The sequence below is a fragment of the Collinsella sp. TF09-1AT genome (assembly GCF_003436895.1).
Lineage (GTDB): Bacteria > Actinomycetota > Coriobacteriia > Coriobacteriales > Coriobacteriaceae > Collinsella.
Window position 1 is genome coordinate 103,227 of the sequence record NZ_QSRC01000007.1, and the last position, 13,407, is coordinate 116,633.

At 60.8% G+C, this 13,407-nt stretch carries 12 protein-coding genes; 11 read left to right on the forward strand and 1 reads right to left on the reverse strand.

All coding sequences use genetic code 11. The annotated features are described in order from the left end of the window. The 4 genes from mfd to DXC90_RS07525 form a co-directional block, all read left to right on the forward strand. A partial coding sequence (gene mfd, locus DXC90_RS09615; protein ID WP_199406650.1) for a transcription-repair coupling factor occupies nucleotides 1–2,216 on the forward strand: 2,216 nt, incomplete at its 5' end. 154 nt (nucleotides 2,217–2,370) lie between these two features. Beyond that, nucleotides 2,371–3,234 (forward strand): phosphatase PAP2 family protein, encoded by an 864-nt coding sequence (locus DXC90_RS07515; protein ID WP_117735432.1) that lies wholly within the window; start codon nucleotides 2,371–2,373, stop codon nucleotides 3,232–3,234. A gap of 45 nt (nucleotides 3,235–3,279) precedes the next feature. Next, complete coding sequence (locus DXC90_RS07520; RefSeq protein WP_117735433.1) at nucleotides 3,280–4,305, forward strand: low specificity L-threonine aldolase; 1,026 nt, start codon at nucleotides 3,280–3,282, stop codon at nucleotides 4,303–4,305. A gap of 78 nt (nucleotides 4,306–4,383) precedes the next feature. After that, on the forward strand, nucleotides 4,384–4,965 hold the full coding sequence (locus DXC90_RS07525; RefSeq protein WP_117735434.1) for a GNAT family N-acetyltransferase: 582 nt from the start codon (nucleotides 4,384–4,386) through the stop codon (nucleotides 4,963–4,965). Between the two features lie 124 nt (nucleotides 4,966–5,089). Here the strand turns inward: DXC90_RS07525 and DXC90_RS07530 are convergent, their stop codons facing one another. Further along, complete coding sequence (locus DXC90_RS07530; RefSeq protein WP_117735435.1) at nucleotides 5,090–5,812, reverse strand: GntR family transcriptional regulator; 723 nt, start codon at nucleotides 5,810–5,812, stop codon at nucleotides 5,090–5,092. A 205-nt stretch (nucleotides 5,813–6,017) separates the two neighbouring features. Between DXC90_RS07530 and DXC90_RS07535 the strand changes: the two genes are divergently transcribed. From DXC90_RS07535 to DXC90_RS07565, 7 genes are all read left to right on the forward strand, one after another. Further along, entirely contained in the window at nucleotides 6,018–7,010 is a 993-nt protein-coding gene (locus DXC90_RS07535) for an SIS domain-containing protein (protein WP_117648180.1), read from the forward strand. Between the two features lie 259 nt (nucleotides 7,011–7,269). Further along, on the forward strand, nucleotides 7,270–8,352 hold the full coding sequence (locus tag DXC90_RS07540) for a DMT family transporter (RefSeq protein ID WP_158550244.1): 1,083 nt from the start codon (nucleotides 7,270–7,272) through the stop codon (nucleotides 8,350–8,352). Between the two features lie 183 nt (nucleotides 8,353–8,535). Beyond that, nucleotides 8,536–9,459 carry a PTS mannose/fructose/sorbose transporter subunit IIAB gene (locus DXC90_RS07545; protein WP_117735437.1) on the forward strand — a complete coding sequence of 308 codons (924 nt, stop codon included), beginning with the start codon at nucleotides 8,536–8,538 and terminating at the stop codon, nucleotides 9,457–9,459. Between the two features lie 36 nt (nucleotides 9,460–9,495). Continuing rightward, a complete protein-coding gene (locus DXC90_RS07550; protein WP_022095161.1) occupies nucleotides 9,496–10,290 on the forward strand; it encodes a PTS sugar transporter subunit IIC in 795 nt (264 codons plus the stop codon). 13 nt (nucleotides 10,291–10,303) lie between these two features. Beyond that, nucleotides 10,304–11,137, forward strand: a complete 834-nt coding sequence (locus DXC90_RS07555; protein WP_117735438.1) for a PTS system mannose/fructose/sorbose family transporter subunit IID — start codon at nucleotides 10,304–10,306, stop codon at nucleotides 11,135–11,137. A gap of 199 nt (nucleotides 11,138–11,336) precedes the next feature. Continuing rightward, complete coding sequence (locus DXC90_RS07560; protein WP_233502247.1) at nucleotides 11,337–12,320, forward strand: SIS domain-containing protein; 984 nt, start codon at nucleotides 11,337–11,339, stop codon at nucleotides 12,318–12,320. A gap of 160 nt (nucleotides 12,321–12,480) precedes the next feature. Beyond that, nucleotides 12,481–13,110: an HAD family phosphatase gene (locus tag DXC90_RS07565; RefSeq protein WP_158550245.1), complete on the forward strand. Its 630-nt coding sequence runs from the start codon at nucleotides 12,481–12,483 to the stop codon at nucleotides 13,108–13,110. Nucleotides 13,111–13,407: the final 297 nt, after the last annotated feature.

The following is a 13,407-nucleotide window of genomic DNA, read 5'->3' on the forward strand; positions in this document are numbered from 1 at the left end:
CTGTGCCCACCATCTCGCGCGGGCGCGTGACCTTTGTGGATGCCGCTCTGCCGCAGGGCGTGGTGGTGCCCGATGCCAATCTAGCCGTGTTCTCGATCGCCGACCTCAACGCCCGCATGGATGCCAACCGTGCCCGCAGCCGCCGCAAGGTCGACATTACGCAGATCACCTTCCCCTTTAAGCCGGGCGACTACGTGGTGCACGCAACGCATGGCATCGCGCTCTTTAGCGAGATTGCGCGCCAGGAAGTGGGCGGCAAGGAGCGCGACTACTTTTTGCTGGAATATGCCGATGGCGACAAGCTCTACGTGCCGCTCGAGCAGGTCGACCGCATCACGCGCTATGTTGGCCCCGACGGCGACAAGCCGCGCCTGACTAGGCTCAATACCGCCGACTGGACGCGTGCCACCAACAAGGCGCGCAAGAACGCCAAAAAGCTGGCGTTTGATCTGGTCGACCTGTATACGCGCCGCTCGTCGATTACCGGTATCGCCTGTCCGCCCGATACGCCCGAGCAGATCGAGATGGAGGAGAGCTTCCCCTACGACGAGACGCGCGACCAGCTGGAGGCTATCGCCGACATTAAGGCCGACATGGAGGCGCCCAAGCCCATGGACCGCCTGCTGTGCGGCGACGTGGGCTTTGGCAAGACCGAGGTCGCCCTGCGCGCGGCGTTTAAGTGTGTGGACTCCGGCCGTCAGGTCATGGTGCTCTGCCCCACGACCATTCTGGCCCAGCAGCACTACGAGACCTTCTTTGAGCGCTTTGCCCCGTTTGGCCTTGAGGTCGAGGTGCTCAGCCGCTTCCGCACGCCGGCGCAGCAAAAGCGCGCGCTCAAGGCGTTTGCCGAGGGCACGATCGACGTGCTCATCGGCACGCACCGCTTGCTTTCGGCCGATGTGAACCCCAAGAACCTGGGCCTGGTGATCATCGACGAGGAACAGCGCTTTGGCGTGCAGCACAAGGAGCAGCTCAAGAACCTGCGCGAGCAGATTGACGTGCTCACGCTTTCGGCAACGCCTATTCCGCGAACCATGCAGATGGCCACGAGCGGCGTGCGCGACATGAGCCTGATCACGACACCGCCGACTGGGCGTCGTCCCGTGATTGTGCACGTGGGGGAGTACGACCCCGACGTGGTGAGTGCAGCGATTCGCCTGGAGGTGAGTCGCGGCGGACAGGTGTACTACGTGTCCAATCGCGTCAAGACCATTGACGACGCCGTGGCGCGCGTGCACGAGGCCGCGCCCGAGGCGCGCGTGGGCGTGGCGCACGGCAAGATGAGCCCGCGCGAGGTCGAGGACGTGATGATCGAGTTCGCGACCAAAAAGATCGACGTGCTCATTGCCACGACCATCGTGGAGAGCGGTATCGACAACGCGTGCGCCAACACGCTTATCATCGAGGATTCGCAGCGCCTGGGCCTGGCACAGCTCTACCAGCTCAAGGGCCGTGTGGGCCGCTCGGCTACGCAGGCCTACGCATACTTTATGTTCCCGGGCGAGCTGCCGCTTACCGAGGAGGCAACGGCGCGCCTGACCGCACTGTCCGAGTTCCAGGACCTGGGCAGCGGCATGCGCATCGCCATGCGCGACCTGGAGATTCGTGGCGCCGGCTCGCTTATGGGCGCCGAGCAGCACGGCAACCTGTCGAGCGTGGGCTTTGACCTGTTTACGCAGATGCTGGGCCAGGCCGTGGCCGAGGCGCGCGGCGACGACGATGCCGGCGTGGAGGCGGCGAACGTGGGCATTAACCTGCCGGCCGACTACTTCTTGTCCGAGGAGTACCTGCCGGCGGTGGATCAGCGCGTGCTCGTGTACCGTAAGCTCGCGGCGGCCGAGGACCTGGAGAGCATCGACGAGGTGCAGGAAGAGACTGAGGCCGCGCATGGCGAGCTGCCGTTGGCGGGACTCAACCTGTTCAACCGCGCGCGCATTCGTATTCGCGGCGAGCGCCTGGGGCTCGAGAGTGTCACGCTCAGCGGCGGGCGCATTACCTTCCTGGGCGTCGACGTGCCCAAGAAGGTGGCCTTTGAGTTCAAGACTCGCTATGGCGCGGTGAACTTCCCCAAGAGCCGCAAGCTATCGGTGCCCTACAAGGCGGGCGCCGGCGCAGGCAGCGGCCTGGGCCGCGGTCTCGACGCCAACGACGGCATCGGCCCCGTGGCGGCCGCACTCATGCTGCTGCAGCAGCTGGGTGCGAGCGACGACGACTAACAAGTAAGTCGGAGGGACAAAGTTATCAGTAGTTTTGTCCCAGGTGCGACAGTCGCATCGAGCCTGTCAACGCAAGCAACCCTGGGACAAAAACTACTGATAACTTTGTCCCACCACGTTGCGGGTCGACCCTTCGCCCCATCGAAAGGAAAGCATGTTCGGGTACATTTACAAGAAAGATGCCGCTGCTATCGCGGTTGTCCTGTGCCTTTGTCTGTGCGTGGGCAGCTTTTTCGATTATCAGATCTCGAGCGCGCTGTTTAACATCGCTAGCATGTACGGCCGCTTTATCGAGGCCGCCGGCGAGCTGCCGTTCGAGCTGACGGCGAGCATCGCGGGCGTTATGCTCGTGCGCGCGGTGCGTCCCGACTCCAGGGGGAGCAAATGGCTCGCCGTGCTCGGCATCCTTGTCAACGTCGGTCTGACTGGCTACGAGGTCGTTTCGTCCCTGCGGGTTGGCGGCAAACTTGTCGCAGCACAGTTGGTGCTGACGTTTGTGCTGGTCATCGCCGCCAACCTTATCGTCTGCCGCCTCACGCGCGATACCGATCCCAAAGAGCTCACGCGCTGGGCGTTGATGGTGCTTGCCGTGTGGGTCGCCCAGGCCGTCATCCTCAACGTGATCGTCAAGCCGCTGTGGTCGCGCCCGCGCATGCGCGTGATCGCGGTGACGCAGGGACTCGATTTTCAGCCGTGGTGGGTGATCGGTAACCCCGACAAGTGGGCCTATATCGCCGCCGGCGTGATCAAGGACGGCTTTAAGTCGTTTGCGAGCGGACACACGGCACACGCGGCGATCGGCCTTATGCTCGCCGGGCTTCCCGCGGCGACCTTTAAGGAAAAGCCGTCGCGCCGCCGCGTGGTCTTTTGGGTCGCCGCTGTGGTTGCGGCGCTCGTCGCCTTTGGTCGCATCGTGATTGGCGCGCACTTTTTGAGTGACGTGAGCTGCGGCTTTGCCCTGGTGCTGGCGCTCGAGTGCCTTGCCGCGCGCATTGCTTATCCGGGCGGCGTACAATAGCCCCATCTGAATCATCGGGCTCGTGCCCGGCTAGAGAGGATTATCATGCTCGCGTTCAACAACGACTATTCCCACGGCGCACATCCGGCGGTGCTGCAGGCGCTCGTCGACACCAATATGGAGCCGCAACCCGGCTACGGTACCGATGCACATACCGAGCGTGCCAAGCAACTTATTCGCGAGGCCTGCCAGGCGCCTGACGCCGACGTGTTTTTCCTGGTGGGCGGCACGCAGGCTAACGCGACGGTGATCGACATGCTGCTTGCGCCGTACGAGGGCGTCGTTGCTGCCGAGACTGGCCACGTTGCCTGCCACGAGGCGGGCGCCATCGAGTTTGGCGGCCACAAGGTGCTCACCATCCCCGGCTACGAGGGCAAGATGCACGCCGAGGATCTCGAAAACTATATCCAGGTGTTCTACGAAAACGAGAGCTACGAGCACACGGTATTCCCGGGCGCCGTGTATGTGAGCCTGTCGACCGAGTACGGCACGCTGTACTCCAAGGCCGAGCTCGCGGCGATTCATGCGGTGTGCCAGAAGCGCCAGATTCCGCTGTTTGTGGATGGCGCCCGCCTGGCCTATGCGCTGGCAGCCGATGAGTGCGACATTACCCTGCCCGAGCTGGCACAGCTGTGCGACGTGTTCTACATTGGCGGCACCAAGTGCGGCGCGCTTTGCGGCGAAGCCGTGGTGTTTTGCGGCATGCACGCTCCGGCACATCCCATTCCGCGCATTAAGCAGCACGGAGCGCTGCTTGCCAAGGGCCGCCTGACGGGCGTGCAGTTTGAGGCACTCTTTACCGATGGCCTGTATTTTGAGGTTGGTCGCCAGGCAATCGAGGCCGCGCAGGCGCTTCGTCGCGTGCTGCACGAGCGCGGCTACCAGTTCTTCTTGGAGACGCCGACCAACCAGCAGTTCGTGATTCTGCCCAACGAGGACATGGCCCGCATTCGCGAACATGCCTCGATCGAGTACTGGGAAAAGTACGACGAGGCCCACACCGTGGTACGTTTTTGCACCAGCTGGGCCACGACGCAGGAGGACATCGACGCGCTGGCGGCTGTCCTGTAGGTTGATGTAATGACGAGGGGCCGCCTTGCACCTGGGTTTGGCGCGGGGCGGCCTTTGCTTTTGAGAGGGAAGGGTTGTATGGCCGAGATGTCCGAGCCGACGATTCGCCTGGCGACGCCCGAAGACGCGCCGGCGTTGCTTGCCATCTATGAGCCGTATGTGCGCCAGACGGCGATTACCTGCGAATACGAGGTGCCGAGCGTTGAGGAGTTCGCCGGGCGCATCGAGCGTACACTCAAGCGCTATCCGTATCTGGTGATGGAGCTGGACGGGCGTCCGGTGGGTTATGCCTACGTGAGCCCGCTCAACAGCCGCGAGGCATACGACTGGTCGGTCGAGACGTCAATCTACCTGGCGCGCGATGTGCGCCATGGTGGGCTGGGTCGCAAGCTGCACGATGCGCTCAAGCAATGCCTGGTCGCGATGGGCATCACCAACATGTGCGCGCTCATCGCCGTACCGCACGACAAAGACGACGAGTATCTGACGCACAACAGCCAGGACTTCCATGCCCATATGGGGTATCGCCTGGTGGGCGCCTTCGACCGTTGCGCCCAAAAGTTCGGCCGCTGGTACGACATGTGCTGGATGGAGCTGGTCCTAGCCGAGCGCGTCCCCAACCAACCCAAACCAACCTGGTTCCCCGACCTCCTCGCCTAAAACCACCACAATGGGGACAGGCACCTTTGTGGTGGTTTCTCTCGAAAATCGGCCGTTTTTGGCGCGTTAACCTTAAAAACCACCACAAAGGTGCCTGTCCCCATTGTGGTGGTTTTGGTGGTGGTTAGCCGATGGGCTCGGTGTATTTGGCGCGGTCGGTGCGCTGGATACGCTTGGAGATGTGCAGCGGGCGGCCGTCGGTGTCGTAGACGTAGTCGGTGATCAGAATCAGCGCCTGCCCGCGCTTCACATTGAGCAAAAACGCCTCGTTTTGCGAGGCATAACACACCTCAAAGGTCTTGTGCCCCTGCGCCGGCGCGCGATGGAACTCCTGGCGCAGTGCGGTGTAGAGCGATCCGTTGATATCGCGATCGATGAGCGCCTCAAAACTTGGCGGCAGATAGGTGGTCTCCAAGCACAGCGGCGCATCGTCTAGATAGCGCAGACGGACGAGCTTGACGAGCTTGCTGCCCACGGCGGCATCGAAAAACTTGGCCACGTCGCCGGCAGCCTTGGCAAAGCCCGAGTCCACCGTGCGCGTGGTGGGCTTCATGCCCTGGCCCTGGATCTGCGCCGTGTAGCTCGAAAACACCAGGTTGTTCTCGTGGAGCGCCGGCGTGTCAGCCACAAAGGCGCCGCGCCCGCGCTCGGTGCGAACCAGGCCCTCGTCAACAAGCACCTTAAGGGCATGGCGCACAGTGCTGCGCGACAGCCCCGATTCGTCCATGAGCTCCATTTCGGACGGCAGCTTGTCTCCGCAGGCGTAGATGCCGGCAGCGATGCGGTCGCGCAGCATGCCCGCCAAGCGCTCGTATTGGGCCAGTTTCTTTTTAGATGAAGCGCTCATGTGATTAACCTGTATCTAACCTGTATGCTTGCCTAATCAAGCATGTATCCAATTCAACAACAAAACCGCTGGTAACGAGTATTTATATACCGTATCAGCAAAATATCTAAGACAAATATAGCATACAACTAGTCGACATAACCAAAACGTGTATGTAACTTGTATGCCATCGAGAGCATCAAACGAGAAGAAAGGCTGATGCACGATGACTACTCAGGAACAGGTTAAGGACGTCGTCTCCCAGGTTTTGGCTGACAAGGCAGACAAGGGCGGCATCAAGCGCGTCGTGTGGATTGGCGCCGGCGGATCCAACGGCGGCAACTATCCTGCCCAGTACTTTATGGAGCACGAGGCCACGCAGGTCGTGAGCTCCAGTTACACCAGCAACGAGTTCGTGCATGCCACCCCGGCCTACGTCAACGAGAACACCCTGGCCGTCGTCGTGTCCATGCGCGGCACCAAGGAGACCATCGTCGCCGCCCAGGTCGCCAAGGACCACGGTGCCAGCACCATCGCCATCTATGTCGACGAGTCCGCCCTCACCGAGGTCTGCGACTACAAGATCCAGTACGACAGCCTGGCCGTCGACGAGTCCTGCATGGGCCGCACCAACTCCGCCGTCGTGACCATGATCGCCATGGAGCTTACGCAGCAGACCGAGGGCTATGCCGAGTACGAGACCGCTATGGCCGCTTTCGACTTGGTCGACCCCATCTATCGCAAGGCCGTCGAGTACACCCGTCCGCTTGCTGCCAAGTGGGCCGAGCAGAACGCCGACAAGCCCTGCATCAACGTCATGGCTCAGGGCCCGCTCTTTGGTGCCGCCTACGTCTTTAGCATCTGCAACGTGCAGGAGATGCTGCAGATCGACTCCTGCACCATCAACACCTGCGACTTCTTCCACGGCCCCTTCGAGATCCTGGACAAGCGCACCTCGCTGTTCCAGCTCATCAGCGTCGGCCGCAGCCGCTGCAACGACGAGCGCGGCATCCGTTTCGTCAACCAGTACGGTGGCGAGCGCGTCTACCAGCTCGACGCCAAGGAGCTCGGCCTCAACGACATCAAGGACAGCGTGAGCGAGTACTTCAACCACCTGATCTTTGCCCCGATCCTCAACAACGTCTACATGCGTGCGCTCTCCGCCGTCACCCACAAGGACTACATGACGCGCCGTTACATGTGGAAGCTGGATTACTAAGGGATAGAGCGGCCTAACAGCCCAATACCCCTCATAAGTTGCGGTGGAATAGTTCCTGTTTGGGGGCGTGAAACCTCTGTCTGAGAACTATTTCACCGCAACTGCTAGAGCGGCACTTGGGGACGTTCCCTTTCTGCCGGCAGTTGGGGGCACTCCTTGTTTCAAAAGTTTCCCGTTCGCCGATTTCAGTCTTGATAAATGTATATAACGACTATAACGTAGCATGAAACATATTGGAAACAATACCGAGGAGGCTGCGTTGAAGAGGAGCAATCTGGGCTATGTGCTGGTGCTGATCGCCGCGCTAATGTGGGGCACCATCGGAATCTTTGTTAACGGAATATCGGCCCTGGGCGTTTCGTCTCAGAGCATGGCGGCCTTTCGCCTGTTGTCGGGTGCCGTCTTGATGGCTCCGGTCTTGGCATTTATGAGTTGCCAGGGAGGTGCTCGTGAGGGAAAAGCCTCGGGTCCGCTGGCCCTGTTCAAGGCAAGCCCTAAAGAGCTTGTTTCCTGCGCACTTGTCGGTATCGTCGGTTTAGCCGCCGCCAACACCTGCTATTACGAGTGCATGGGCGAGGTGGGCATGTCCACGGCCTCGGTGCTGCTCTATACCTCGCCGGTGTTTGGCGTCGCGCTCGGCCGCGTGCTTTATCGCGAGGACGTGACCCCCAACAAGCTCGTCGCCATCGTCTTTAACATAGTGGGTTGTGTGCTCGCGGTGACGAGCGGCGACCTGTCCGGTTTCCATTTCTCGGCCTGGGGCGTCGCGTCGGGTGTGATTGCCGGACTTTGCGGCGCGTTGCTGGCGGTGTTTAGCCGCATGGCCACCAAGACGCTGCATCCACTGGCGGTGACGTTTTGGGGCTTTGTCTTTGGCGGATGCTTTATGGCGGTGCTTTCGGCTCCGTGGTCCGATGTAGCCGCGGCAATGTCCCCGCAGCTCATTCTGCTGTTCGCGGGCTTTGGCTTTATTCCGACGGCTCTTGCGTACATCTTCTATATGCAGGGCCTTTCGATGGATCTTGAGACGTCGAAGGTGCCGGTCGTGGCTTCGTTCGAAACCGTGGCGACCGTTCTGGTCGGCATTGGTATCTATGCCGAGTCCGCCGGCGCGATCAAGGTCCTGGGCATTGCGCTGGTGCTCATGTCCATCCTGATCATGAACACCGACTTCTCCAAGCTGCGCAACAGCGTCATTGCCAAACGTATTGTCGAGAGCATGACCTTTAAGCCCAACGCGTGGTGGACGGAGAAATCGCAGGACATGGATCTGTTCCGCGAGCGCACCGGCATCGCGCTGGAGCCCACCGTGCAGGAAAGCCCCTGGTACTTCGTGCGATAGGGGATTGCGCGCGGCGTCCGACCTGGGGTTATCCAGCCAGCGCCGGCCTGCCCAGCCCCAACGTTTCAGGTACGTTAAACCCGTAAACGGTCGTTTTTCATCCGTGAACGGTTTATATACTAATCATCAATATCCGCAACGTATAAGACGTTATAATGACCATAACGAAAAGGAGGAGGCAAGATGAATCAGATCATTCTCGCATCTCATGGCGGCCTGGCCGCAGGCGCCAAAGACACGCTCGAGATGGTTCTCGGCGACGTGTCGAACGTCCACGTCGTGTCGCTTGCTCGTGACGACAAGGAGCCCATCACCAACAAGGTGGACGCCCTCATCGCCACGTTCAACGCGGACGACACCGTCTATGTGCTGACCGATATGCTCGGCAGCTCGGTCAACAACAGCATGGTCGAGCTTTCCCGCAACGGTGCGGCATTCACGGTGATCAGCGGTTTCAACATTCCGCTGGCACTGACGCTCGCTATGAGCCCCGTCCCCGTCACGGGCGCCGAGCTCGCGGCCCTCATCAACGAGGCCCGCACCGGTCTGACCAACCCCAACGCGCCGATCGAGGCTGCCGTGGCCCCCACTAAGAAGGCCAAGGCGCCCCGTCACAGCTCCGGTCCCGCCAAGATCGTCCTCGCACGTCTTGACTACCGTCTGCTGCACGGCCAGGTCGTCTTTACCTGGACCACCAAGGTTCAGGCCGAGCGCATCATCGTCGTCGACAACGCTGCCGCCAACGATGACATCAAGAAGGGTGCTCTTAAGCTGGCCAAGCCCCAGGGCGTGCGCCTGAACGTCTTCACCGTCGAGCGTGCCCTCGCCAAGATGGACAAGCTCAACACCCTCGGCGAGCGCGTCATGTTCGTCTTTGGCAACACGGCCGAGATGCTGCAGTTCTGCCAGGGTTACAAGCTCGACGCCATCAACCTGGGCGCCACCGCCAACCACGACGGTGCCGATCAGGTCGGCGGCAAGGACAGCTCCGTCTTCTTCGACGCCACCCAGAAGGCCGACGTCAACCAGCTGCTCGACATGGGCATCAAGCTCTACGTCCAGCAGACCCCCACGTATCAGAGCGTCGACATCGACGCCAAGCTGTAATCAACCAGGCTTTTGCCTGACTGAAAGGAGAAGGGTATGAATACGTTCATCAGTGCGGTGCTCGTCGGCCTCGTCGGCGTGTTCTGCATGTGGGACTCCCGCCTGCTCGGTCGTCTTAACTTCGAGCAGCCCCTCGTTGGCGCCACGCTCGTCGGTCTGCTGCTGGGCGATGTGCCCACCGGCCTTGCCGTCGGTGCCGCCGTCGAGCTCGTGTCCATGGGCCTGGTGCAGGTCGGCGCCGCCGTTCCGCCCGATATGGTCCTGGGCGGCATCGTGGCAGCTGCCTTCGCGTGCCTGACCGATGCTTCCGCCGAGACCGCCATGACGATCGCCATCCCGGTCGCCGTCCTGGGTCAGCTCCTCGGCATCGTGTTCCGTTCCATCATCGCCGCCCTCACCCATGTGGCCGATAGCGCGATCGATAACGGCAAGTTCAAGACCGCCTACCGCATGCACATCTGCGCCGGCTCCGGTCTGTACGCCATCATGTACTTCCTGCCGATCTTCCTGGCCGTCTTTGTCGGTACCGACCTGGTCCAGGCCATCGTCAACATGGTTCCCGAGTGGCTGTCTACTGGTCTGAACGTCTCGACCAAGATCATGACCGCCTACGGTCTGGCCCTGCTGCTCACCATGATGATCAAGAAGGGTATGACCCCGTTCCTGTTCATCGGTTTCCTGCTCGCCGCTTACCTCAACCTGTCCGTCATCGCGGTCGCTCTGATCGGTGTGTGCCTGGCTGTCGTCTTCATGGGCTTCAAGTTCAACGGTTCCCATGCAGCCGCCGGTGTCGATTCCGACTACGATCCGCTCGAAGACGACGAAGACTAAGGAGGAACACACTATGGCAACCACAACCAAGGACGTGTCCCTGAACAAGAAGGTCAGCCAGTTCTTCTGGCGCTCCTGGGCCATCCAGGCCTCTTGGAACTACGAGCGCCAGATGAACATGGGCTTCCTCTACGGCATGGTTCCCACGCTCGATCGCCTCTACCCCGACGAGTCTGACCCCAAGCAGCTCGCTGCTAAGAAAGAGGCCTACCATCGTCACATGGCGTTCTACAACTGCACCCCGCAGACGAGCGCTTTCGTCCTGGGCCTCGCCGCCTCCATGGAGGAGGAGTACGCCAAGGATCCCGAGAACTTCGACCCCGATTCGATCAACGCGGTCAAGACCTCCCTCATGGGCCCGCTTTCCGGTATCGGTGACTCCTTCTTCCAGGGCACCATCCGCGTCATCGCCTTTGGTCTGGGCGTCCAGCTGGCTCAGCAGGGCTCCATCATGGGCCCGATCCTGGCCATGCTCATCTCCATCGTGCCCTCCGTGCTGATCACGTGGTTCGCTGCCAAGATCGGCTACCAGGGCGGCCATGAGTACCTGAGCAAGCTCCAGGGCGGCGACCTCATGGAGAAGCTCATGTATGTCTGCGGCATCGTGGGTCTTATGTCCGTGGGCGGCATGATCGCTACGCTGATCGGCGCCACCACCCCGCTGCAGTTCGCTGAGGGTACCGTCGTTATCCAGGACATCCTGGACGGCATGATGCCCCAGATGATCTCCCTTGGCCTCACCGGCCTTATGTACTGGCTCATCAAGAAGAACGTCAACACCGGTTGGCTTCTCGTGATCGCCATCGTGGGTGGCATCGCCCTCTCCGCGGCCGGCATCCTGGCCTAGTCGCGACCCAGCGTCTAACCGCTTTCCCCCGGGGGCCTGCCTGGCATCCCATACCCCAGGCAGGCTTCCATCCCTAAATGTGTCAAAGGGACTGTCCCTTTGTCGCATCCTCAACGGGCCGGCGACTCGGTCCTAGCCACGGTAACCCTGCGAGCGTCCGGCAATGTGACGCCGCAAAAATTCGAAAGGAATGTGTCAGATGTACGAGATCGACCTTAACCTCCCTAAGCAGATCGTCGCTGACGTCCTGTCCAACCACGAGATCCACAGCGTCGCCTTCGTCGGCTGCGGTGCTTCTATGTCCGATCTTTACCCCGCCAAGTACTTCCTGGCCAACAACACGGACAAGCTGAACGTTCAGATCTTCACCGCTAACGAGTTCAACTACGACACGCCTTCCTGGGTCAACGAGCACACCTTCGTGATCACCTGCTCCCTCGGTGGCTCCACGCCCGAGACCGTCGAGGCCAACAAGACCGCTAAGAAGCACAACTGCCCGGTCGTCTCCCTCACCAACAAGGCTGGCTCCGCTCTGACCGTCGACGCCGACCACGTCATCGTTCACGGCTTCCACGCCAACTATGCTGCCAAGTGCGAGAAGCCCGGCTATGCCATCGCCCTTGCTCTCGAGATCCTTCAGCAGACCGAGGGCTATGACCACTACGAGGACATGATCACCGGCCTCACCAACGTCTTTGAGCTCTGCGAGAACGCCGCTCAGTCCGCCAAGGGCCTCGCCAAGCAGTTCGCCCAGGACTTCAAGGACGACGAGATGATCTACTTCATGGCCTCCGGTGCCTCCGAGAAGATGGCTTATTCTCACGCCGCCTTCCTGTTCACCGAGATGCAGTGGATCGACGCCGCCGCCTACAACACCGGCGAGTACTTCCACGGCCCGTTCGAGGTTTCCACCGAGGGTAAGCCCTACGTCTTCTTCATGTCCGACGGCGCTACCCGTCCGATGGACGCTCGCGCCCTCACCTTCCTGCAGCGCATGGGCGCCAAGGTCGCTCTGATCGACTCCAAGGACTACGGTCTGGCCGACGCCGTGCCGGCAAGCGTCGTCACCTACTTCAACCCGCTGCTGCACCTCGCCGTTATGCGCGAGTACGGCAACCAGATCGCCGAGGCCCGTCAGCACCCGCTGACCATGCGTCGCTACATGTGGAAGCTTTCCTACTAATCACAAGTAAGTTAACCTTACGGGTTGATTGAGAGGGGATGGGGTTTTGCCCCGTCCCCTTTTTTGCTCTGGGGAGGGCGTGTGCGCACGCGCCGCAAAACCCCAGATAAAACCTACCAAAATAAACCCGTCCCTTTTTGGCAAGTGGGAGGAGATGCGTATGATCAAGGCAGTGCTGTTTGATATGGACGGCGTGCTGGTCGATACCGAGTGGTTCTACAATCGTCGCCGCGTGGCGTTTATGGAAGAGAAAGGGTTCCACTTTGACGAGATCCCCGATCTTTCGGGGTCTAACGAGCCCGCCATTTGGAAGTCGCTGGTGCCCGACGATGTTGAGCTGCGCGAGCGCCTGCGCGTGGAGTACAAGCAGGTCTACAGCCCGGTCCATCCCGTTCCGTATGCCGAGCTGCTCAACGAGCAGACGGAGCCGGTGATGCGTGAGCTGCACGAGCGCGGCGTGAAGTGTGCCATCGCGAGCTCGTCCTACCGTGAGCTCATCGACGAGCTGGTGGAGATTGCCGGTATCGCCGACGTGCTGGACTACACCATCAGCGGCCATGAGTGCAGTGCGTTTAAGCCCGACCCCGAGATCTATTTGCGCGCCATGGAGGCGTTGGGTGTTGAGCCGGCCGAGTGCCTGGTTATCGAGGACTCGCCTATGGGCATTGAGGCCGGCAAGCGCTCCGGCGCCCGCGTCCTGGCGCTGCGTCCGCACGAGGGCGTCAACCTGGATCAGTCCGCCGCTGACACCATCATCGATAGCCTTGCCGACATTTTGACCGCTTTGTAGCGTCAGTTCGCCGCGAGAAGTACCGATTCACGCGTCTTTTGCGGTGGATTGGCTCATTTTGGCTTCGATTTGATCCGTTTGGCTTCGACTCGGACTAAGTGAGTAGACTTTTTGGTTCAGGCCAAGTACAAAGCGCATCTGCCTTAGTAAAACCGCAGGTCACAGAGGTGGCAGTTTTTGGTGTGCTCGGCAGATCGTAAAAAGTCTACTCACTTAGAATTTGGCTCTTTGGTTGGGGAGCTGCTGGCTCGTTTTGGTTGTCGAGAGAGGGTGAATTGAAGCGCCCACTCGCGCTCC

Bases quoted from the DNA above. Each gene is read 5' to 3' on its own strand.
- DXC90_RS07515 (WP_117735432.1), top strand. From the start codon at position 2,371: ATGTTCGGGTACATTTACAAGAAAGATGCCGCTGCTATCGCGGTTGTC.
- DXC90_RS07520 (WP_117735433.1), top strand. From the start codon at position 3,280: ATGCTCGCGTTCAACAACGACTATTCCCACGGCGCACATCCGGCGGTG.
- DXC90_RS07525 (WP_117735434.1), top strand. From the start codon at position 4,384: ATGGCCGAGATGTCCGAGCCGACGATTCGCCTGGCGACGCCCGAAGAC.
- DXC90_RS07530 (WP_117735435.1), bottom strand. From the start codon at position 5,812: ATGAGCGCTTCATCTAAAAAGAAACTGGCCCAATACGAGCGCTTGGCG.
- DXC90_RS07535 (WP_117648180.1), top strand. From the start codon at position 6,018: ATGACTACTCAGGAACAGGTTAAGGACGTCGTCTCCCAGGTTTTGGCT.
- DXC90_RS07545 (WP_117735437.1), top strand. From the start codon at position 8,536: ATGAATCAGATCATTCTCGCATCTCATGGCGGCCTGGCCGCAGGCGCC.
- DXC90_RS07550 (WP_022095161.1), top strand. From the start codon at position 9,496: ATGAATACGTTCATCAGTGCGGTGCTCGTCGGCCTCGTCGGCGTGTTC.
- DXC90_RS07555 (WP_117735438.1), top strand. From the start codon at position 10,304: ATGGCAACCACAACCAAGGACGTGTCCCTGAACAAGAAGGTCAGCCAG.
- DXC90_RS07560 (WP_233502247.1), top strand. From the start codon at position 11,337: ATGTACGAGATCGACCTTAACCTCCCTAAGCAGATCGTCGCTGACGTC.
- DXC90_RS07565 (WP_158550245.1), top strand. From the start codon at position 12,481: ATGATCAAGGCAGTGCTGTTTGATATGGACGGCGTGCTGGTCGATACC.